Source organism: Streptomyces sp. NH27 (assembly GCF_056859195.1).
This window is the reverse complement of the sequence record NZ_JACEGK010000069.1, coordinates 1-20,473: the sequence shown is the minus strand read 5'-3', so window position 1 is coordinate 20,473 and position 20,473 is coordinate 1. Positions and strand designations below refer to the sequence as shown.

The window sequence follows — 20,473 nt, the reverse complement described above, 5'->3', positions numbered from 1 at the left end:
CCCCGCTTCCGCGGGTGGCGGGCCCTGCGGCTGCTCGGCCGCTCCCGGTCAGCCGGCGGAGCCCTGCGGCACGGTCCAGTTCGCCCGCAGCCAGGTCTCCAGGTCGACCAGGTTCGGCCGGATACGTCGCAGCGCGGGCATGTCCGCGCGGTAGCCCTCCCGGTCCAGCCAGTCGAACATGCGGGCGAGATCCCCGCGTGCCGCGCGGAGCGGCTCGAAGGACTGCTGCTGGTACCGGGTCGGTATGCCGGACACGCGCTCGAACGCCATGGCCATCTGCGACCCCGTCAGCTCGTCGCCGGCGATCTCGACCTGCCGGCCCAGCCAGGCGTCCGGGTCGTCGAAGGCGTCCGCCGCGAAGGCGCCGATGTCGCTGGTCGCGATGATCTGCACCGGAACCTCGGGGCGCAGCCACAGACCCAGCACGAGCCCGCCGTCCGCGGGACGCGGGCCGATGTCGCGCAGCACGTCGTAGAACATGGTCGGCCGCAGCACGGTCGCCGGCAGACCGAGCTTCTGGATGTGCTGCTCGATGTTCCACTTGCTCTCGAAGTGCGGGATGCCGCTGGAGCGTTCCGCGCCCCCCACCGAGCTGTAGACGAAGTGGGCCACACCCGCCCCGGCGGCGGCGTCGGCCACCGCCTTGCCCTGCCGTTCCTCGGCGTCCGGCCCGCCCTGCGTGCGGAAGGTCTGGACGCTGAACACGCCCTGGACTCCCGTCATCGCAGCGCGCAGCGACGCCTCGTCGTCGAAGTCGCCGGGCACCAGTACCGCGCCCGCCGCCGCGAGCGCCCGGGCCGCCGGGGACTTCGGTGCACGCACCAGCGCGTGCACCTTCCGCCCCCGGCGCAGGAGTTCGCGGGCCACCGCGCCGCCCTGCTTGCCGGTTCCGCCCAGTACCAGGACCGTCCCGTCCACCGTCACCGTCTGCCTCCGTCTCGGCTGCCTCAACCGCCTGATCGATGTGGGTGCCCGGCACCCGGGAATCGTCGTTCTGTCGTGCTCCTGGGCCCTGTCCGCCCCGTGGTGCCGTCCCGCCCGAAGGACGGGGCCCGCGGCGCCCGGTACTCCCCCACCGCCTTCGGCATGGTGGGGTGCCCCCGGGCCGCCGGGCCCGGGGGAGAGAGCGCAGCGCGCCGCGCCGACCACCGGCGACGCAGGGGGAACTCCCCCTGGCCGCACCGGAGTTGCCCCCGCCCGCCCCCGGCGGGGCGAGGGTGTGCGTGCCGGACACCGCGGGGTGGGGGCGCTCCCTGCCTTCGCCGGGGGCACCCCCACCCACGCCCGAGGACAGGGGGGAGGGATCTGTCGGAAAGGGTCCGGTCCTCGCTAGTCCTCGCCGGTGCCGGCGAGGACGCGGGAGAGCGCGTCGGCCAGCGCGGCCGCCGGGTTGTCCCCCGCGGTCGTGACGCGCCAGGCCACGTGGTTGTCGGGGCGTACCAGGATCGCGCCGTCCGCGGCGGTCTCCTTGACGGCCGCCCACTCGCCGTCGACGTCGGCGTACTCCGTGCCGGTGCCGATCCGGACCGCGGTGACCGGTATCGAGAACTTCTCCGCCACCTGCGCGGCCGCCTCGCACCACGCCGTCCCCTCGGCGCCGGTGAACAGGACGAAGCCGCTCGCCGGGCCGGCCAGGTCGTGCGTCGACAGACGTCGGCCGTCGTGCTCCAACCAGGCGTGCGGCAGCCGGTGCCCCGGCCTGGTCGTGGGGTGGTAGACGTCTCGCATGGGCGTGCGCGGCGGCGGCGCGCTGCCGTCGGGGACGACCGCGCCGCGCTCGTAGGCGAAGCCGATCTCCAGGTCGTGGGCCTGTCCCCCGGCCCGGTGGGTGTCGATGATCTCCGCGGTCCGCGCCCGCACCACCTCGCCGATCGGGGACTGCTCGAAGAACTTGGCGAACATCCGCTCCCGGCGCTGCGCGGGGGCGTGCGGGCCGAGGCCGACCGTTTCGAGCACCGTCTGGTGGTGGGACGCCGCGGACACCGCCCAGTCGACGTTGTGCCGGCACACGGGGCGCCGTTCCGCCTCGTAGGTGTCGAGCAGGCTGTCGCCGGCCCGGCCGGAGATCACCGCGGCCAGCTTCCAGGCGAGGTTGTGGGCGTCCTGGATACCGGAGTTGAGACCCAGGCCGACGGTCGGCGGCTGGCGGTGGGCGGAGTCACCGGCCAGCAGCACGCGACCCTGCCGGTAGTGCTCGGCGACCAGCGCCTCCACCGTCCAGTTCGTCACGTGGTGCAGGGTCAGCTCCAGGTCGGGCACGCGGAGGAGTTCACGGATCCTGGCGACGACCGACTCCTCGTCGAGGCGGCCGTCCTTCATCGGCGGGAAGTGCAGGACCCATTCCTCGCATGCCTTGCCCCAACTCGGCCCCATCTCGATGAGGTTGCTGCACAGGTCCGGGTCGTAGGCGTTGAGGAAGTGGGTGAGGAGTGTGCCCTCCTGCCACCACGGCGACAGATCGGCGGCGAAGTAGGCGGTGGTGACGTCGAGGAGGCCGTGCAGGCCCTGCATCTCGATGCCGAGCGCGCTGCCGACGGTGCGGCCGCCGTCGGCCCCGATGAGGTACTGCGCCGTGACGGTGGTCGTCTCCCCGGTCGTGACGTCGCGGATCTCGGCGACGACGCGGTCGCCCTTGTCCTGGAAGCCGGTCATCTCGTGACCGAACAGGACGCGTCCGGGATTACGCTCCTCGGCGGTGCGGCGCAGGATCGGCTCCAGCCTGACCTGCGGCAGTTTGACGGGCAGGACGGGACCGGCCACCGCGTACCGTTCGCGCAGCTCGCCGCCGCCGAAGGCGTCCATCTCGTGGATCAGCCGCGCGTCCATCTCCTCCTCGCCGGCGAGCGAGGTCAGCCAGCGCAGGCCGCCGAACAACTCCAGGGGCGCACCCTGCTCGACCATCGGCCCGTCAAGTCCGTGCTGGCGGAAGATCTCCATGGTGCGCTGGTTGAGATAGTGCGCCTTCGGCACGTGCGAGGTCTCCGCGTGCCGTTCCACCAGCAGATGACCCACACCGTGATCGGACAGGAAGTTGGAGGCGGCCAGGCCGCATCCGCCGCCGCCCACGATCAGAACCGGAACCTCGACTGCTGCCATTGTGGTCCTTCCTGGAGATGACAGCCTCACGATCACGGGGCTGCCGCATGGGCCCGGGCCGCCGATCGTCGGTCGGCCGGCCGCGTCCTGGCATTGACGCGGACTGTGGTGGTGCTCAGCGGTGCTTTTCTGACGCGCTGTTCTCGTAGCGTGACGACGATCTCTGTAGCCCCGGTCAAGGCCGGGTGGACCCCTTTGGGGCGCCGGCGGCGGTGCGCGCGGACCTGCGCCCTGCCGCCTCCGCGAGCGCCCGGTGGAAGCGGTCGTCCTCGGTCTGGCCGGCTTCCCACTGCACGCCCAACGCGAAGGGGTGGCCGGTCACTTCGACCGCCTCGACGACCCCGTCCGGTGCCCATGCGGTGGCGGTGAGTCCGGTCCCGATCCGGTCGACCGCCTGGTGGTGGTGGCAGAACGACTCGGCGGCGTCGTCGCCGAGGACCCGGGCGACGCCGCTGCCGGCCCGGAGCTTGAGGACGTGCCGGCCGAAGGTGAAGTCCGCCGTGCTCGGGCGGTGGGCTTCGTCGCCGGTGATCTCCGGTAGATGCTGGTGCAGGGTGCCGCCGAACCGCACGTTCAGGAGTTGCATCCCGCGGCAGATGGCGAGCAGCGGCAGGCCCGCGTCGAGTGCGGCGCCGATCAGCGTCAACTCGGCGCGGTCCAGGGCCGGGCCGACGGCCCGGGTGGTGGGATGCGGGTCCTGGCCGTACAGCGCCGGGTCGACGTCCGGGCCGCCGGGCACCAGCAGGCCGTCGAGCGCACCGACGAGGTCCTCGGCGCCGTGCCCCGGCGGCAGCACCACGGGGACACAGCCCGCGGCGGCGAGGAAGTCCACATGCGACTGGAGCGCCAGGCTGACCGTCATGCCGGTGCCCTGGAGCGTGACCGGTGCCGTCCGTGCGGAGATCCCGACAACCGGGCGCCGGGACGGTCGCGGCGTGGCCCGCGGGCCGGGTGAGGGCGAGTTCACGGCCGTCCTCATGCCGGTCCCTCGGCATCCGGCGAGACGTAGACGTAGCCCTCCTCGACCTTCACCCGGTAGGTGCTGATCGGCCGCGTCGCGGGCGAGTTGGTGGGGGCGCCGGTCCGCAGGTCGAAACAGGACCCGTGCAGCCAGCACTCGATCGTCCCGTCGTAGACCTCGCCCTCGGCGAGGGACACCTCCGCGTGCGAGCAGAGCTCGCCGACCGCGTACACCGTGCCACCGCTGCGGGCCAGCGCGACCGGGGTGCCGTCGACCTCCACCGCGATCGCGCCATCGACCGGAACCTTCTCTTCCGGGCAGACTTTGACGAAGCTCATCGGTCCGGCTCTCCTCCTTCGTCGAATCCGGTGGCCGCTCGGTTCCCGCCGCGTCGGGGGCGGGGAACCGGCCGCCCGTCACCCTGCTCGCCGGCTCTCGAGAACGAGCCGAGCAGGAAACGAGGTTCGCCGGAGCGGCCGGTGGGGCGCACCTCGGCGTCGCGTGCGCCTGGCCGGCCGGGCGCACCTCGGCGTCACGCGTGCCGCTTCCCGGGACGGGGCCTCACCACGGCACCGGGCCGTCCTCGGACAGGGACGCCCCCGACGGACCCTCGGCGTCCAACAGGGCCAGGCGTACGGCGATCACGGCACCCTGCGCGGGTGTCCGCTGCCCGCGGTGGTGGTTGATGTCGGTGGCCACCGCGCCGGGATGGGCCGCGTTCACCTTGACCGATGTCTCCCGCAGCTCCTTCGCGTACGCCAGCGTGAGGGCGTTGAGCGCGGTCTTCGAGGACTGGTAGGCGATCATGTTGACCGCCGCGATCGGGGACTGCGGATCGGCGTGCAGGGTCAGGGACCCGATGTGGCTGGACATGTTGACGATGCGGCCCGCCGGGGAGCGGCGCAGCAGCGGCAGCATGGCGTTGGTCACGGTGACCACGCCGAAGACGTTGGTCTCGTACACCTCCCGCAGGTCGTCGGCCGTCGCCGCGCTGGGGGCGCCGGTGAAGCCGCCGGCGATGCCCGCGTTGTTCACCAGGATGTCCAGGCGGCCGTGACTCTTCTCGATCCTGGCCGCCGCCTCGGCCACGGAGGTCGCGTCCGTCACGTCGATGCGCACCGGCACCGCGGTGATACCGAGCTCCGTCAGCGAGTCCGCGGCCTGCTTGCCGCGCACCTCGTCCCGGGCGCCGACGAGGACGACGGCGCCCTGCTCGCCCAGTTGCCGTGCTGTCTCGTATCCGATCCCCTTGTTGGCGCCCGTGACGAGCGCGACCTTCCCGGCCTTCCCGGGCTGTTCCTGTTCGACCTGTTCCCTCTTCTCGACCGGCACGTCCAAAGTCCCTTTCCCTCGGTGGAGGAGTCCCCCCAGACTGTGGGCACCGCCGCCGCTGTTGTCGACGCCCGGACACGTTCAACCGCGCCCATTCCGCGGTCGAGCAAGCGGGTGCTCCGCGGTCGAGCGGGCGGCTGGACGGCGTGCGAGCAGGCGTGTGATCGGCATGCGAGCAGGTCGATGGTCGGCATGCGAGCAGGCGGGTGGTCCGCGTTCGGGCGGGCGAACGGTCGGCGGGCTCGGCACGTTCCGGCATCCGCCGCGCACGCATCCGGCGCCCGCTTCGGCGCTCATTTGCCGGACGGACGCCCCGGGCGGCAGCCTGGTGCCCGGCACTCGCCGCCGCATCGCCCTCGCCCTTGCCCTCGCTCCCCCGCCGCGTCTCCCGCAGGGCGACGCCCGGACGGCGAGGAACGGCCCCGACTCCCAGGAGATGACCCGATGCCACCCCGGATGAACAACCCCTCGCTGGTCGTGCCGGACGCCCTCCAGCCGCTGCTCGACCTGTCCAAGGTGATCGGCGGGACCGGTATACCGCAGCGAACGCTCGACCTGGTCCGGCTGCGGGTGAGCCAGATCAACGGCCGCCTCTACACGCTCCCGGCCGATCTCGGGAAGGCCGTGGAGGCCGACGAACGCCTGCCCCTGGTGGCCGACTGGCGCGCGGCGTCCTGCTTCTCCGGCGCCGAGCGCGCCGCACTGGAGCTGGCCGAGAGCAGCACCGAGATCAGCGGCCAGGAGCACCCGGTGCCCGACGAGGTCTGGGCGGAGGCCGTGAGCCACTTCAAGGAGGAGGAACTCGCCGCGCTGGTCCTCCACATCGGCCTGGTCAACCTCTGGAACCGGGTCAACGTGTCCACCCGCCAGGTGCCGGCCGAGTGGCGCTGACCCCTGCACCGGCGCTGCCCCCGCACGGGTGCCGGCTCCGTGCCGGCGCGGCCCCCGCGCCGGCGCCGACTCCCGGCGGGCATCGCGGCAGGTGTCTCAACAGGCTTTATTCGTAAGGCAGTTGACTCCCCATCAGCCGCGGGAAAGCATGCTGCCGGTCGACCGTACCGACGGAGGGAAGACATCGCGATGCTGAAGCTCATCAATGCCGGCTTAGGCCGGACCGGGACGACGTCGCTGCAAGTGGCGCTGGAACGACTCGGTCTCGGACGCTGCTACCACATGTTCGACATCGTCGGCGACGAGAAGCGTCTGCAGCAGTGGGAAGGCATCATCTGCGACGGCAAGAGCCCTGACTGGGAGGCGGTGTTCGACGGCTACACCTCCGCCGTGGACGGCCCGCCCTCCTTCTACCACCGCCCGATCACCGAGGCGTTCCCCGAGGCGAAGGTCGTGCTCACGGTGCGCGACGCCGAGGGCTGGTACGAGAGCACCTACAACACGCTGTACCAGTTCGTCCTGAAGGGCAAGGACAACCCTCCGGAGGAAGGCACCCGGCAGGCCCGGGTCCTCCGCATGACGACCGTCATGACGTGGCAAGGGCTCTTCGACGGGCGGTTCTCCGACAAGGACTACGCGATCGAGGTGTACCACCGGCGCAACCAGCAGATCATCGACTCGGTCGCCCCGGACAAGCTGCTCGTCTACGACGTGAAGCAGGGCTGGGAGCCGCTGTGCGACTTCCTCGGCGTCGAGGTGCCGGCGGAAGGCTTCCCCCACGTCAACACCACCGCGTCGATGCGCGAGAGGATGCAGCAGATGGGCCGCGCGGGCGGCCCGATCGCGCCCGAGGGCGTCGGCGGGCCGGCGCCCCAGGCCCCGCCGCGGGGGCAGAGCTGAGGTAACCGACGACGCCGGAGCCGACCGGCGTGCGACCCCTGCGGGATCCGTTCGGATGTGCGGTGCCGGCCGGGCCGGGAGCGCGGGAGAATCCCGTCTCCCGGCCCCGCCGGCGCTTTTTCGTGTCCCGGGCTTCCGGGCCGGTTCCCGACGGCACGCGACGGGCCGGTGATCCTTTGCCCGCCCTGCCGCCGTGCCGCCGCACCGCCGTCCTGCCCTGCCGCCGTACCGCCGTACCGCCGTACCGCCGTGCCGCCGGAACGCCCGCACGAGCGCGACGCGGATTCCGTTCCACCCCTGTTCGGCCACGGCCTGGTTCAGCCGCGGCCTTGCTCAACCACGGTGGTTCTTCCCGCCACCGTGATCTCGGTACTCTTCCGCAGATCCTTCGACGGACCCGTGCACCGGGCCTGTCGCATGCCCATGAAACGGGCCCCCCGACCTGCCCGTTCACCGGGTGCGCCGGTGGGTCGCGATACACGATGGGGGAATCCGTGGAGAGAAGAAAACTCGTCGCAGCGGTGGCGGCGGCAGCCGCTCTTGCCGGCATGGCAGTGGCCGCACCGGCGCAGGCGGCGGCCAAGCAGGCGACGGCAGCGGCCAAGCCGGCGGCCTCGGCCATCAGTTGGTCGCCCTGTCCGGACAACGACCCGCTCGTCGGAGCCCTGCTCAAGGGGCTGGAGTGCGGCTCCCTACAGGTGCCGCTCGACTACAGCCGGCCGAACGGCCGGAAGATATCCCTGGCGCTGACCCGGGCCGAGCACACCTCGCCCGACGACCAGTACCAAGGCATCGTCCTGCTCAACCGCGGCCAGTGGCCGGGCCAGTTCGGACGGGACCTGCCCACCCGGTTCGCCACCGGCACCTCCGGGCTGCCGCCGGCGGTGGGAGCGCAGTACGACTGGATCGGCTTCGACCCGCGCGGCACCGGGGCCAGCGAGCCGATGGTCACCTGCGACCCGTCCTACCTCTGGCCGGGGCAGGCCCGGCCGGACTACGTGCCGAGCACAGCCGCCGAGGAGCGCGCCTGGGTCGACCGGGCCCGTAGCTTCGCCACGAGCTGCGGCAAGACCTACGGCGACGTGCTCCCGTATCTCGGCACCAAGGACTCCGCCCGGGACATGGACAGCATCCGGCAGGCGCTCGGCCAGCAGCAGATCAGCTACTTCGGCTACGACTACGGCACCTACCTGGGCTCGGTCTACGCCTCCATGTTCCCCGCGCGGGTGCGGCGGATGGTGCTCGACACCGTCGTGGAGCCGGCCGACACCTGGTACGACACCGACCTGGCGGAGAACGCCAGCTTCGAGAAGAGCGCCAGGATCTACTTCTCCTGGATCGCCGCGAACGACGCGACCTACCACCTGGGCGCCACGCAGGCCGCGGTCGAGGCCAACTACTACGCGGGCATGGCCAAGGTGCGCCAGACGCCGATCGGCGGGGAGATCGGCCCGTCCGAGTACACCGACATCTTCCTCGTCAGCCTCTACCGCCGCTCCTCCTGGACCACCAACGCCAAGGCGCTGGCCGACTGGGTGCTGCGCGCGGACCCGACCGGGCTACAGGCCGGCTTCGGCATCCCGGGGACGCCGACCCAGAACAAGCAGGCCATGTACAACGCGGTCCAGTGCATCGACACGCCCTGGCCGCACGACTGGAAGCGCTGGCATGACGACTACTCGGCCCAGTACGGCGCGGGCAACCAGTTCATGACCTGGTCCGACGCCTGGTACAGCGCACCCTGTGCCTTCTGGCCGGTGCCGGCCGGCACACCGCAGAAGATCGGCGACAAGAACGTCGACGTCCTGCTGCTCCAGGGCGACAGCGTCGGCGACTCCCCGCTCTCGGGTGCGCTGCGGATGCACCGTCAGTTCCCCAACTCCCGGCTGGTGGTGGAGCGCGACGGGTTCGAGCACGAGACGTCCATGTCCCGCAACGCCAACACCTGCATGAACAGTTACGTCAACGCCTTCTTCAAGGACGGCACCCGCCCGGCGTCCGCCCAGGGCGTCGACGCCTCCTGCGCGGCCAACCCGGCGCCGGTTCCGCCCGCGTCGGACGCGTCCGCCGTGCCGGCGGGGCCCTCGGCGCCCGGCGCGGCGCCGTCCGCCACGCACTGATCCGGCTCTCCCGAAAAACGCGCACAGGGGCCTTCAACCGCGGAAAGTCCGCGGTTGAACGCCTTTCTGCAACACTTCCGGCCGGCCCGTTCCCATGCGTTGATCGAGTTATTGCACCCGAGCATGGCGATGTGTAGTTTGAGCCCGACGATTTCCCAGCCGCCCCCGTTGGAGGGCACTTATGGAAACTGGCGTGATAATTGTCGGTGCCGGGCCGGTCGGCCTGTTGCTGGCCGGTGAACTTCACCTCGGCGGAGTAGATGTCATCGTCTACGAGAAACTTTCCGCCCGATCCGGCGAATCCCGTGCCCTCGGCTTCAACAGGCGTGCGGCCGAATCTTTGGGACAGCGCGGACTGCTTTCCCGGCTGGGCGAATTCCGATGGGGCCCGATGGGGCACTTCGGCGGTGTTCGCTTCGACCTCGGCATGCTGGACGAGAACCACAGCGGGGTACTGGGACTCTCCCAGGCCCGGACCGAGGAAATGCTGGAGAACTGGTTGACCGAACGCGGAGTTCCGGTGCGCCGCGGCTATGAGGTGACCGGAGTGCGCGAGACGCCGGACGGCGTCGTCGTGGCCTTCGCGGGTCCGGACGGCCCGGGCGAGGCGACCGCCGCGTACGCGGTCGGCTGCGACGGCCCGCGAAGCGCGGTCCGCGCGGCGGCCGGCATCCACGTCACCGGCCGGGAGTCCACCCGGGGCATGTACACCGCCGAGGTCACCGATGTCGCCCTGCGCCCGCGGCCGATCGGCGAGCGGGTTCCCGGCGGCAACATGGTGGTGTGCACGCCGCTGGGGGACGGCCGCTACCGCGTCGTGATCCACGACAGGACCCTGCCCCCCGACCCGGACCCGAACTCCCTGACGTTCGCCCAGGTCGCCGACGCGTGGCAGCGGCTGACCGGCGAGTCCATCCATCACGCGCGGCCGTTGTGGCTGTGGGCCTGTGGCAACGAGGCCGGGCTGGCCGACGAGTACCGGCGCGGCCGGGTGCTGCTGGCCGGCGACGCCGCGCACGCGATGCCGCCGCTGGCCGCGTGGGGGCTCAGCGCGGGTCTCCAGGACGCGGCCAACCTCGGCTGGAAGCTGGCGGCGACGATCGGTGGCCGGGCGCCCGACGGGCTGCTCGACACCTATCACGCCGAACGCCACCCCATCGGGGCGCAGTTGGTACGCAACTCGCAGGCGGCGTCGATGCTGTATCTGGGCGACGAGGCCATGGACCCCATCCGCGAGGTGCTGGGCGAGCTGGTGACGCACAAGGACGCGGCCGGGCACCTGGCCGGCATCGTGAGCGGGCTGGGTATCCGCTACGACATGGGCCCGGGAAGCCACCCGCTGCTGGGGCTGCGCATGCCGCCCGAACAGGAGATCGTGCGGACCGACGGCAGCCGGGTACGGATCGCCGAACTGCTCGACACCGCACGCGGCGTACTCGTCACCACCGACCACTCCGCCGCCACACGGATCGCCGAAGGCTGGGCCGACCGGATCGAGATCATCACCGGCACCTGGGCCGAAACACCCCAACCCGCCCTGGAATCAGTGCTGGTACGGCCCGACGGATACGTCGCCTGGACCTCACCGGGCAGCGAACGCGACCTGGCCGACGTACTCGGACAGTGGTTCGGCACCACCCGCACCACGGCCGCCGCGGTCAACGCCCCGGCTGCCGTCGGCACCGACCGGACAGGAGTGTGACCATGGCAAGGGACGTGATCGTCGTCGGCGCCGGTCCCGTCGGACTGATGGCGGCCGGTGAACTGCGCCTCGGCGGTGTCGATGTCGTCGTCTACGAGAAGCTGCCCGCCCCGCCCCGGGAGTCGCGCGGCGCCAGTCTCACCCGGCGTGCGGTCGAGTGCTTCGACCAGCGGGGGCTGCTCGGCAGGCTCGGCGCAACGGAGCCCGCCGACGCCCACTTCGGCGGTGTGCCGATCGACCTCGGCATACTGACGGAGGACCATCGTGGCGCCAGGGGGGTCTCCCAGTTCCGCACCGAGCGGATGCTGGAGGAGTGGGTGACCCGACTCGGCGTGCCGGTGCGGCGCGGCTACGAGGTGACCGGCCTGCGCGAGACGCCGGACGGCGTCGTCGTGGCCTTCGAGGGACCGCAGGGCCCCGCCGAGGACACCGCCTCGTACCTGGTCGGCTGCGACGGGGGCCGGAGCACCGTGCGCAGGCTGGTCGGCGTCGACTTCCCGGGCCCGGAACCCACGCGCGGCTTCTTCACCGCCGACGTCACCGGGATCGAGACCCGGCGCCGGCGGATCGGCGAGAACCTGCCGGACGGCAGCATGATCATGGCGATGGACCTGGAGAGCGGCGTCACCAGGGTCGTCGTGTACGAGCGGGGCACACCGCCGAAGGACCGGGACTCGCTGAAGTACACCGACCTCGCCGACGCCTGGCAGCGACTCACCGGCGAGTCCATCCACCACGGGCAGTGCCGCTGGATGAGCTGCTTCACCGACGCCTCCAGGGTGGCCGCCGAATACCGGCGCGGCCGGGTGTTCCTGGCGGGCGACGCCACGCACGTCCAGCCGCCGGCCATGGCCCAGGGGCTGAGCGTGGGCGTGCAGGACGCGGTGAACCTCGGCTGGAAGCTGGCGGCGACGATCGGTGGCTGGGCGCCCGACGGGCTGCTCGACACCTATCACGCCGAACGCCACCCCATCGGGGCGCAGTTGGCGCGCAACGCACGTGCCGCGATCGAACTGCGGCTCACCGGCCAGGAGATGCAGCCGGTCCGCGAGGTGCTGGGCGAGCTGATGGCGCACAAGGACGCGGCCGCACACCTGGCCGGGGTCCTGAGCGGGCTGGGTATCCGCTACGACATGGGCCCGGGAAGCCACCCGCTGCTGGGGCTGCGCATGCCGCCCGAACAGGAGATCCTGCGGACCGACGGCAGCCGGGTACGGATCGCCGAACTGCTCGACACCGCACGCGGCGTACTCGTCACCACCGACCACTCCGCCGCCGCACGGATCGCCGAAGGCTGGGCCGACCGGATCGACATCGTCACCGGCACCTGGGCCGAAACACCCCAACCCGCCCTGAAAACAGTGCTGGTACGGCCCGACGGATACGTAGCCTGGACCTCACCGGGCAGCGAACGCGACCTGGCCGACGTACTCGGACAGTGGTTCGGCACCACCCGCACCACCGCTCGGCTGGGCTAGAAACCTGTCGAGAACACGCCCCCGTCAGGAGGGCGGCGGCCCGGTCCTGGCGTTCCCACGGCGACCGTCCCCGGCGGCCTCCATCCGGGTGCGGCCGGGCCTCGGCCACATCCTCGGACACCGACGTCCGTCACGGCGACCACCAACCCCCAGGAGGCACACGTGACTCCCGGAGCCACCGTCTGGTTCACGGGTCTGCCGAGCGCCGGCAAGACCACCATCGCGTACGCGCTGGCCGACCGACTGCGCATCGAGGGCCGCCGCGTCGAGGTGCTCGACGGCGACGAGATCCGCTCCTTCCTCTCCACCGGCCTCGGCTTCTCCCGCGAGGACCGGGACACGAACGTCCAGCGGATCGGCTTCGTCGCCGAACTGCTGGCCCGCAACGGCGTCATCGCGCTCGTACCGGTGATCGCGCCCTACGCGGACAGCCGCAACGCGGTCCGCAAACGGCACGAGGACACCGGCACCCCGTATGTCGAGGTGCATGTGGCCACGCCGTTGGAGGTGTGCTCACAGCGCGATGTGAAGGGGCTCTACGCCAGGCAGGCCGCGGGCGAGATCGCCGGCCTCACCGGTGTGGACGACCCGTACGAGGAGCCGCCCGCGCCCGATCTGCGCATCGAGTCCCAGCACCAGGCCATCGCGGAATCCGTCGCATCGCTGCACGCGCTGCTGAGCGAAAGGGGACTCGTATGAAGCCGCCCCGTACCGGGATCCCGGGCGAGGGCCAGGGCGTGGGCTCAGTGTTCGCGCTCACGCACCTGGACGCGCTGGAGTCGGAGGCGGTGCACATCTTCCGCGAGGTGGCGGGCGAGTTCGAGAAGCCGGTGATCCTCTTCTCCGGCGGCAAGGACTCGATCGTGATGCTGCACCTGGCGCTGAAGGCGTTCACGCCGGCCGCGGTGCCCTTCACGCTGCTGCATGTGGACACCGGGCACAACTTCCCCGAGGTCCTCGACTACCGCGACCGGGCCATGGCCCGGCACGGGCTGCGCATGCACGTGGCCTACGTGCAGGACTACATCGACCGGGGGGTGCTCAAGGAACGGCTGGACGGCACCCGTAACCCGCTGCAGACCGTGCCGCTCACCGACACCATCCGCGAGCAGCGCTTCGACGCGGTCTTCGGCGGCGGACGCCGGGACGAGGAGAAGGCCCGCGCCAAGGAGCGGGTCTTCTCGCTGCGCGACGAGTTCTCCCAGTGGGACCCGCGCCGCCAGCGCCCCGAACTGTGGAACCTCTACAACGGCCGGCACGCCCCCGGCGAGCACGTCCGGGTCTTCCCGCTGTCCAACTGGACCGAGCTGGACGTGTGGCAGTACATCAAACGGGAGTCCGTCGAACTGCCGGAGATCTACTTCTCGCACGAGCGCGAGGTGTTCCAGCGCAACGGCATGTGGCTGACGGCGGGGGGCTGGGGCGGTCCGGCGGAGGGCGAGACGATCCAGAAGCGGCGGGTGCGCTACCGCACCGTCGGCGACATGTCCTGCACCGGCGCGGTCGACTCCGACGCCGACACCACCGACAAGGTGATCGCCGAGATCGCCGCCTCCCGGCTCACCGAGCGCGGCGCCACCCGCGCCGACGACAAGCTCTCCGAGGCCGCCATGGAGGACCGCAAGCGTGAGGGGTACTTCTAGCCATGATCCGTACCACCGACCCCGCCGCGCCGCTGTCGCCGGAACGGGTCCGCGCGACCACCCTGCTGAGGTTCGCGACCGCCGGGTCCGTCGACGACGGCAAGTCCACCCTGGTCGGCCGGCTGCTGCACGACTCCAAGTCGGTACTGGCCGACCAACTGGAGGCCGTGGAGCGCGCCTCCGCCGACCGCGGCACCGACGGCCCGGACCTGGCGCTGCTCACCGACGGCCTGCGCGCCGAACGCGAGCAGGGCATCACCATCGACGTCGCCTACCGCTACTTCGCCACCGTCCGGCGCCGGTTCATCCTCGCCGACACCCCCGGCCACGTGCAGTACACCCGCAACATGGTCACCGGCGCCTCCACCGCCGAACTGACGGTGGTGCTCGTCGACGCCCGCAACGGCGTGGTCGAGCAGACCCGCAGGCACGCCGCGATCGCCGCGCTGCTGCGCATCCCGCACGTGGTGCTCGCCGTCAACAAGATGGACCTCGTCGACTTCGCCGAGCCCGTCTTCGCCGCCATCGCCGAGGAGTTCACCGCCTACGCGAAGCAGCTCGGCGTGCCGGAGGTGACCGCGATCCCGATCTCCGCGCTGATCGGGGACAACGTGGTCGAGCCCTCCGTACGCATGGACTGGTACGACGGCCCCACCGTCCTGGAACACCTGGAGACCGTCACCGTCACCCACGACCCCGTGCCCGGCCCGGCCCGGCTGCCGGTGCAGTACGTCATCCGCCCGCGGACCGCCGAGCACCGCGACTACCGCGGCTACGCCGGCCAGATCGCCTCCGGCGCCTTCCGGGTCGGCGACGAGATCACCGTGCTGCCCTCCGGGCGCACCTCACGGATCCTCGGGATCGACCTGCTCGGCGAGCCGGTGGACACCGCGTGGGCGCCGCAGTCGGTGACGCTGCTGCTCGCCGACGACCTCGACATCTCCCGCGGCGACCTCATCGCGCCGACAGCCCAGGCGCCCGCCACCAGCCAGGACGTGACGGCAACCGTCTGCCACGTCGCCGACCAGCCACTCACCGTCGGCCAGCGGGTACTCCTCAAGCACGGCACCCGCACCGTGAAGGCCGTCGTCAAGGACATCCCCTCCCGGCTCACCCTCGACGACCTCTCCGCGCACCCCGCCCCCGGCCGGCTGGTCGCCAACGACATCGGCCGGGTCAGCATCCGCACCGCCGAACCTCTGCCGCTCGACTCCTACCGCGAGTCACGGCGCACCGGCTCGTTCATCCTGCTCGACCCCCACGACGGCTCCACCCTCACCGCGTGCATGACCGGCCGGACGGGGGTGTGACGACCCGGGCAGTGGCCCGTCAACCGGCTCTCGACCGCGGCTAGAGACTCCGCTGGCACGCTCGGCGGGGACGGCGAGAGAGAGGGGCCACTCCGGATGGCTGACAACGGCGGGCGGGCTACGGTGATCGCGGACGGCTTCGCGTCGGCGGGGACAGGTTACGGTGAATCGCCGGTCGTCGGCAGACGTCACGGGAACGTTCTGGGTCTGAGCACAGCTGGTCCGAAGGACCCCGACCCGGGCGACTTCGATCTGCGGACCGTCGAGAACCTTCCGGCGCAGGAACTGCCGGTGCGCGCCCTGTCGCCCGAACTGCGCCTGCGCCAGGGCGGAGTGAACGCCGCTCATGTCCAACTGCTCGTCGACGCCTCGGGCCATGCGCAGCTCCCGCCCATCCTGGTACGGAAGAACGGCTGGGGCGTCATCGACGGCCTGCACCGGCTGGAGGCCGCGAAGCTGCGCGGTGACCGCAGCATCAGAGCGCGCTGCGTCGAGTGCACGGATGCCGAGGCGCTGGTCCTGGCCATGCGGGCGAACAGCGCGCACGGGCTGCCCTTGTCCAGAGCCGACCGCCTCGCCGGGGCCGAACGCGTCCTGACCGCGCACCCCGACTGGTCCGACCGCGCCATCGCCGGCATCACCGGGCTGAGCGGCAAGACGATCGCGGCCCTGCGCGGCCGTACGACCGGCGAGGCGCCCCCCGGCGGCAAGCGGCTCGGCCGGGACGGACGGCTGCGTTCGGTGGCGTCCGGGGAGGGCAGGCGGCGCGCCGCCGCGTACCTCCAGGCCCATCCGGACGCCACGCTCCGGGAGGTCGCCCGGGAGACCGACGTGTCCGTCGGTACGGTCCACGACGTCAGGACCCGGCTGCGGCGCGGGATCAGCCCGGAGCGCAACGGGTGCCGGGAGCCCGACGAGTGGCCGTCCGGCCTGCCGGAGGGCACGGGCGCGGCCGGCGCCGGTGCCCGGGACGAGGCGGACGGCAGCGCGCCGGACGCCGGCTCCGCGCCGGACGTCCACGCCGTACCCGACGTCCGCGCGGTGCCCGCCGCCGACGGCACCCAGGCGCGGTGCCGGAACCACACCGACGTGCCGCTCGCCTGGGCGGCGGTGGCGGCCAAAGTGGCCAACGACCCCTGCGTCCGCTACACCGAGGGCGGCAAGGAGTTCCTCCAGTGGATGGCGCTCCACGCGTCCGATCCGGACAAGTGGCAGGAGCTCATCAACGCCGTGCCGGCCCACTGGCTCAGTGTCATCGCGCCGATAGCCGAAAGCATCAGCAAGGAGTGGAGCCAGTTCGCCGAGCGGCTCAGGAGCCGGCAGGAAGCGGTGTGAGGGGCGGGGCCGGCCGGTCCTGATCCGGGGGCTGCCCGCGAATCTGCCCGCAGTCCTGCCCACGGACCTGCCCACGGATCTGCCCGCCGCGCGTGCCGGCGCCGGCGCCGTGACCAGTGGTGCCGTGGCCGTCCGTGCCGGAGATCGAGCGGGCTTCGAAGCCAACTCAAGCGCCCAGGCGAAGACTCCGGGGCCGGGCCTGGAAGAATCGGGCGCCGGTGACCGAAAGGGGAATCCCACACGATGACGCTCCCCCAGCAGCACGGCGGCACGACGGCGGTCCCGTCCGCGGTCGACACGTTCCTCACGGGGCCGCACACGGCCGTGCTGACCACGCTGAGACCCGACGGCTCCCCCCATCTGGCACCCGTGCGGTTCACCTGGGACCCGCGGTCACGGCTCGTCCGCGTCCTGACGGTGCGCACGACGAGCAAGGTCAGGAACGTGCTCGCCGCTCCCGGGGCCCGCGTCGGGCTCTGCCAGGTGGACGGCTTCCGGTGGGTCACCCTGGAGGGGACCGCCCAGGTCCTCGACGCTCCGGAGCGCGTCGCGGAAGGGGTACGCCGCTACGCGGAACGCTACTGGTCGGCCCCTCCCAACCCGCCGGGGCGGGTGGTCGTCGAGATCTCGGTGGACCGGGTGCTGAGCCTCAACTGCTGAGCCCCGCCGGCCGAGCCCGACTCTTCCGGGCCCCAACTGCCGCGTCTCAATTGCTCAGCCCCAGCTACCGCGTCTCAACTGCTCGGCCCCGACTGCCGAATCTCAACTCCAGAGCCTCAACTGCCGGGCGGGACAGGGCTTCCCTGCCGCCAGATCAGTTCGAACGACAGCCGGGTGAGCCGCCAGCCGGCCGGGGTGCGGCGTGCCCGGCCGGCCACCGACGTGCCGGTGACGAACAACGCGGCGGGCTCGTCGCCGGGGTGGTGGACGTGCGTGGAGACGAGGTTGGCGCGGAGCGTCGCCTCGTCGCCCGAACACTCCACCACCGCCGGTGAATTCAGGTGCTGGGTGCGCGCGAATTTCGCCAGCGAGTGACGGTGCCATTCCGCGAGCCCGGTGATTCCCTCGTACGTGCTCATCGGAAAGGAAACGACGGCGTCGACGGTGAAGAGGCCGTACGCCCATGCGTCGTCCAGTCCTCCGCTGTCGAGCGCCAGCAGATACCGGTCGAGCAGACCGCTCACCGTGTCGGTGTCGGCCGTTTCCGGTGCGAATTTCTCTACGTGAGTCGAGGTCATGCTTGAGGATGGTCCCGTGCGGGGCACCCGACCAAGCCCGACTACAAAGATCTGACATTGACCGCGAAATTCTGTACTGGCGTGTAGAAGCCCTGTCCTGAATTCCCTTTACCGCCCGGTCCGGCGCTGCCCATACTCGTGGGACATCAACCAGAAGAGGGCGGATGGGCGACGATGGACAATTATGACGCGGACGTGATCATCGTAGGCGCCGGTCCTACTGGACTCATGCTCGCCGGCGAACTCGGCCTGCACGGACTTTCCGTGGTCGTTCTCGATCGGCTCGCCGAACCGATGCGGCAGTCGCGTGCGCTCGGATTCTCCGCGCGCACCATCGAGGAATTCGGGCAGCGCGGGCTGCTGTCCCGGCTCGGCGAGGTGGACGTCATCCCGGTCGGGCACTTCGGTGGTGTCCCCCTCGACTACCGGGTGCTCAGCGGCGGTTCCTACGGCGCACGGGGCATACCGCAGTCGCGGACCGAGGGAATGCTGACCGGCTGGGCGGCCGAGAAGGGCGCCCGGATACACCGGTCCGTCGAGGTCACCGGCCTGACCCAGGACGACGACGGGGTCACGGTGAGCGCGTCCGGCGTCGACGGCGGCGAGCTGCGCGCGCGGTACGTCATCGGCTGCGACGGCGCCCGCAGCGTCGTGCGCGGCGCGGCCGGGATCGACTTCCCCGGCACGGAGCCGACGGTCGAACTGCGCTTCGCCGACGTGTCCGGCGTCCAGTTGCGGCCCCGGTTCTCCGGGGAGCGGGTGCCCGGGGGCATGATCATGGTGCTGCCGCTCGGCCCCGACCGGAGCCGCATCATCTACTACGACCGCGACGAGCCGCTGCGCGGGAGCACGGAGCCGATCACCTTCGCCGAGGTCGCCGACGCCTTCCAGAAGCTGTCCGGCGAGGACATCCACGCGGCCACGCCGTCGTGGGTCAGCTCGACCACCGACGTCAGCCGGCAGGCCGCCGAGTACCGGCGCGGCCGGGTGTTCGTGGCGGGCGACGCCGCGCACATCCACCTGCCGATCGGCGCCCAGGGCATGAGCGCGGGTGTCCAGGACGCGGTGAACCTCGGCTGGAAGCTGGCGCTCGTATCGAAGGGGCAGGCCCCCGAGGCGCTGCTCGACACCTACCACACGGAGCGGCACCCGGTCGGTGCCCGCATCCTCACCAACACCCTGGCCCAGCGCACCCTTTACCTCGGCGGCGACGAGATCACGCCGCTGACCGACGTGTTCGCCGAACTCACCCGGTACGAGTCGGTACGGCGGCACCTCGTCGGCATGGTCACCGGCCTCGACATCCGGCACGACGTGGGACCGGGCGGGCACCCGTTGCTCGGCCGGCGGCTGGAGGACGGCGAGCTGACCGCCGACGGGCGGCGGACGACCCTGCACGACCTGCTGCACGGCGGCCGGGGCGTCCTGCTCGACCTCGGCGGCGACGGTGCGCTGCCGGACACCGCCAAGCCGTGGGCCGACCGCGTCGACACCGTACGGGTCGAGCGCGGCGAGAAGTTGCCCGCGGTCGAGGCGATCCTGCTGCGGCCCGACGGCTACATCGCCTGGATCACGCCCGACCGGGGCGGAAGCCCCCTGTCCGAAGCTCTGGAGCGCTGGTTCGGCCCCGCCGGATGAGGCAGGCCGGCCGCGCAGTCCGCATCCACTCCTCCCAGGAAGTGACCACACCATGCCCCGAATCTCCCCCGCCGACGACTACCTGACCGTTCTCAACCTGTTCACCACCGACAAGCCGGAGAAGCAGGACTCGCTGCTCCAGGAGATGGGAAAGATCGTCGACGCCGCGGCCTACGAGGGCTGGATCTCCTCCACCGTGCACGCCGGTCAGGAGAGCCCCGGCACCGCCAACTTCATCCAGTGGCGCAGCGGCGAGGACCTGGAGAAGCGGTACGCGGGCGAGGAGTTCAAGCACCGCACGATGCCGGTCTTCCAGGAGATCACCACCTCGATCCGGCTGTTGCAGAGCCAGATCGTCTACACCCACCGGCACCCGTCGCAGGGCGACACGACCGAGATCTCGCCGAAGCGCGACGACTACACCGTGATCGAGATCCTCAAGGTCGCCGAGGGCGACCAGGACGAGCTGGTCACGGAGCTGGGCGAGGGCCGCAACTGGCTGGTCGGCGTGCCCGGTTACCGGTCGCACAGCGTCTTCAAGGGACTGCGCGCGCGCTTCCTCGACGGCCCCTTCGCCGTCGTCTACTCGCAGTGGGCCGGCAAGGACGAGTACGACGCCCACCGCAACCAGCCGGAGTCGGAGAAGTCCGAGGCGCGGCTGAAGTCCGAGGCACGCGTCGACGCGCTGAAGACGGAGAGCGACTGGAACGGCTACCGCGTGGTGCACACGCGCGGGGCCGGCGAGTAGTACCACCGCCCCCGCCCAGGACCGGCCCGCCCCGGGCCGGTCCCGGCGCAGCGGTCCCCGGCGCCCGCGCCGGACCCACCC

The 20,473-nt window shown here is 71.6% G+C and carries 17 protein-coding genes and 1 pseudogene; 12 read left to right on the top strand and 6 right to left on the bottom strand.

Annotation, left to right across the window (positions count from 1 at the left end; all coding sequences use genetic code 11):
- Positions 1-48: 48 nt before the first annotated feature.
- The 5 genes from AC13HU_RS08650 to AC13HU_RS08630 all read right to left on the bottom strand — a co-directional run bounded on the left by AC13HU_RS08650 (position 49) and on the right by AC13HU_RS08630 (position 5,389).
- On the bottom strand, positions 49-924 hold the full coding sequence (locus tag AC13HU_RS08650; RefSeq protein WP_483041184.1) for an NmrA/HSCARG family protein: 876 nt from the start codon (positions 922-924) through the stop codon (positions 49-51).
- A gap of 405 nt (positions 925-1,329) precedes the next feature.
- Entirely contained in the window at positions 1,330-3,096 is a 1,767-nt protein-coding gene (locus AC13HU_RS08645; protein WP_483041183.1) for an FAD-dependent monooxygenase, read from the bottom strand.
- Between the two features lie 175 nt (positions 3,097-3,271).
- Complete coding sequence (locus AC13HU_RS08640) at positions 3,272-4,075, bottom strand: gamma-glutamyl-gamma-aminobutyrate hydrolase family protein (protein ID WP_483041182.1); 804 nt, start codon at positions 4,073-4,075, stop codon at positions 3,272-3,274.
- The gene (locus AC13HU_RS08635; protein WP_483041181.1) at positions 4,072-4,395 is read right to left on the bottom strand and encodes a non-heme iron oxygenase ferredoxin subunit; all 324 of its coding nucleotides are present in this window, start codon (positions 4,393-4,395) and stop codon (positions 4,072-4,074) included. Before AC13HU_RS08635 ends, AC13HU_RS08640 begins: the two co-directional genes overlap by 4 nt.
- Positions 4,396-4,618: 223 nt before the next feature.
- Entirely contained in the window at positions 4,619-5,389 is a 771-nt protein-coding gene (locus AC13HU_RS08630) for an SDR family oxidoreductase (RefSeq protein WP_483041180.1), read from the bottom strand.
- A 444-nt stretch (positions 5,390-5,833) separates the two neighbouring features.
- On the opposite strand from AC13HU_RS08630, the gene AC13HU_RS08625 reads away from it, so the two are divergent.
- From AC13HU_RS08625 to AC13HU_RS08580, 10 genes and pseudogenes are all read left to right on the top strand, one after another.
- Entirely contained in the window at positions 5,834-6,280 is a 447-nt protein-coding gene (locus AC13HU_RS08625) for a carboxymuconolactone decarboxylase family protein (protein ID WP_483041179.1), read from the top strand.
- Between the two features lie 189 nt (positions 6,281-6,469).
- Positions 6,470-7,180: a sulfotransferase family protein gene (locus AC13HU_RS08620; RefSeq protein WP_483041178.1), complete on the top strand. Its 711-nt coding sequence runs from the start codon at positions 6,470-6,472 to the stop codon at positions 7,178-7,180.
- Between the two features lie 494 nt (positions 7,181-7,674).
- Positions 7,675-9,300 carry an alpha/beta fold hydrolase gene (locus AC13HU_RS08615; protein WP_483041177.1) on the top strand — a complete coding sequence of 542 codons (1,626 nt, stop codon included), beginning with the start codon at positions 7,675-7,677 and terminating at the stop codon, positions 9,298-9,300.
- Positions 9,301-9,481: 181 nt separating this feature from the next.
- A complete protein-coding gene (locus AC13HU_RS08610) occupies positions 9,482-11,002 on the top strand; it encodes an FAD-dependent monooxygenase (protein ID WP_483041176.1) in 1,521 nt (506 codons plus the stop codon).
- A 2-nt stretch (positions 11,003-11,004) separates the two neighbouring features.
- Positions 11,005-12,480, top strand: a complete 1,476-nt coding sequence (locus AC13HU_RS08605) for an FAD-dependent monooxygenase (protein ID WP_483041175.1) — start codon at positions 11,005-11,007, stop codon at positions 12,478-12,480.
- A gap of 153 nt (positions 12,481-12,633) precedes the next feature.
- Positions 12,634-13,179 (top strand): annotated as a pseudogene (gene cysC / locus AC13HU_RS08600) (adenylyl-sulfate kinase); the annotation flags it as partial.
- Positions 13,176-14,123: a sulfate adenylyltransferase subunit CysD gene (gene cysD / locus AC13HU_RS08595; RefSeq protein ID WP_483041174.1), complete on the top strand. Its 948-nt coding sequence runs from the start codon at positions 13,176-13,178 to the stop codon at positions 14,121-14,123. The pseudogene cysC and the gene cysD, both read left to right, overlap by 4 nt.
- 2 nt (positions 14,124-14,125) lie before the next feature.
- Positions 14,126-15,433 carry a sulfate adenylyltransferase subunit 1 gene (locus tag AC13HU_RS08590; protein ID WP_483041173.1) on the top strand — a complete coding sequence of 436 codons (1,308 nt, stop codon included), beginning with the start codon at positions 14,126-14,128 and terminating at the stop codon, positions 15,431-15,433.
- Between the two features lie 96 nt (positions 15,434-15,529).
- A complete protein-coding gene (locus AC13HU_RS08585) occupies positions 15,530-16,768 on the top strand; it encodes a ParB/RepB/Spo0J family partition protein (RefSeq protein WP_483041172.1) in 1,239 nt (412 codons plus the stop codon).
- 243 nt (positions 16,769-17,011) lie between these two features.
- On the top strand, positions 17,012-17,428 hold the full coding sequence (locus tag AC13HU_RS08580; RefSeq protein WP_483041171.1) for a pyridoxamine 5'-phosphate oxidase family protein: 417 nt from the start codon (positions 17,012-17,014) through the stop codon (positions 17,426-17,428).
- Positions 17,429-17,544: 116 nt separating this feature from the next.
- Here the strand turns inward: AC13HU_RS08580 and AC13HU_RS08575 are convergent, their stop codons facing one another.
- Positions 17,545-18,006, bottom strand: coding sequence for a nuclear transport factor 2 family protein (locus AC13HU_RS08575; RefSeq protein ID WP_483041170.1), 462 nt, complete (start codon positions 18,004-18,006; stop codon positions 17,545-17,547).
- Positions 18,007-18,201: 195 nt separating this feature from the next.
- On the opposite strand from AC13HU_RS08575, the gene AC13HU_RS08570 reads away from it, so the two are divergent.
- Positions 18,202-19,644 (top strand): FAD-dependent monooxygenase, encoded by a 1,443-nt coding sequence (locus AC13HU_RS08570; protein ID WP_483041169.1) that lies wholly within the window; start codon positions 18,202-18,204, stop codon positions 19,642-19,644.
- Between the two features lie 52 nt (positions 19,645-19,696).
- On the top strand, positions 19,697-20,392 hold the full coding sequence (locus AC13HU_RS08565) for an antibiotic biosynthesis monooxygenase (RefSeq protein ID WP_483041168.1): 696 nt from the start codon (positions 19,697-19,699) through the stop codon (positions 20,390-20,392).
- Positions 20,393-20,473: the final 81 nt, after the last annotated feature.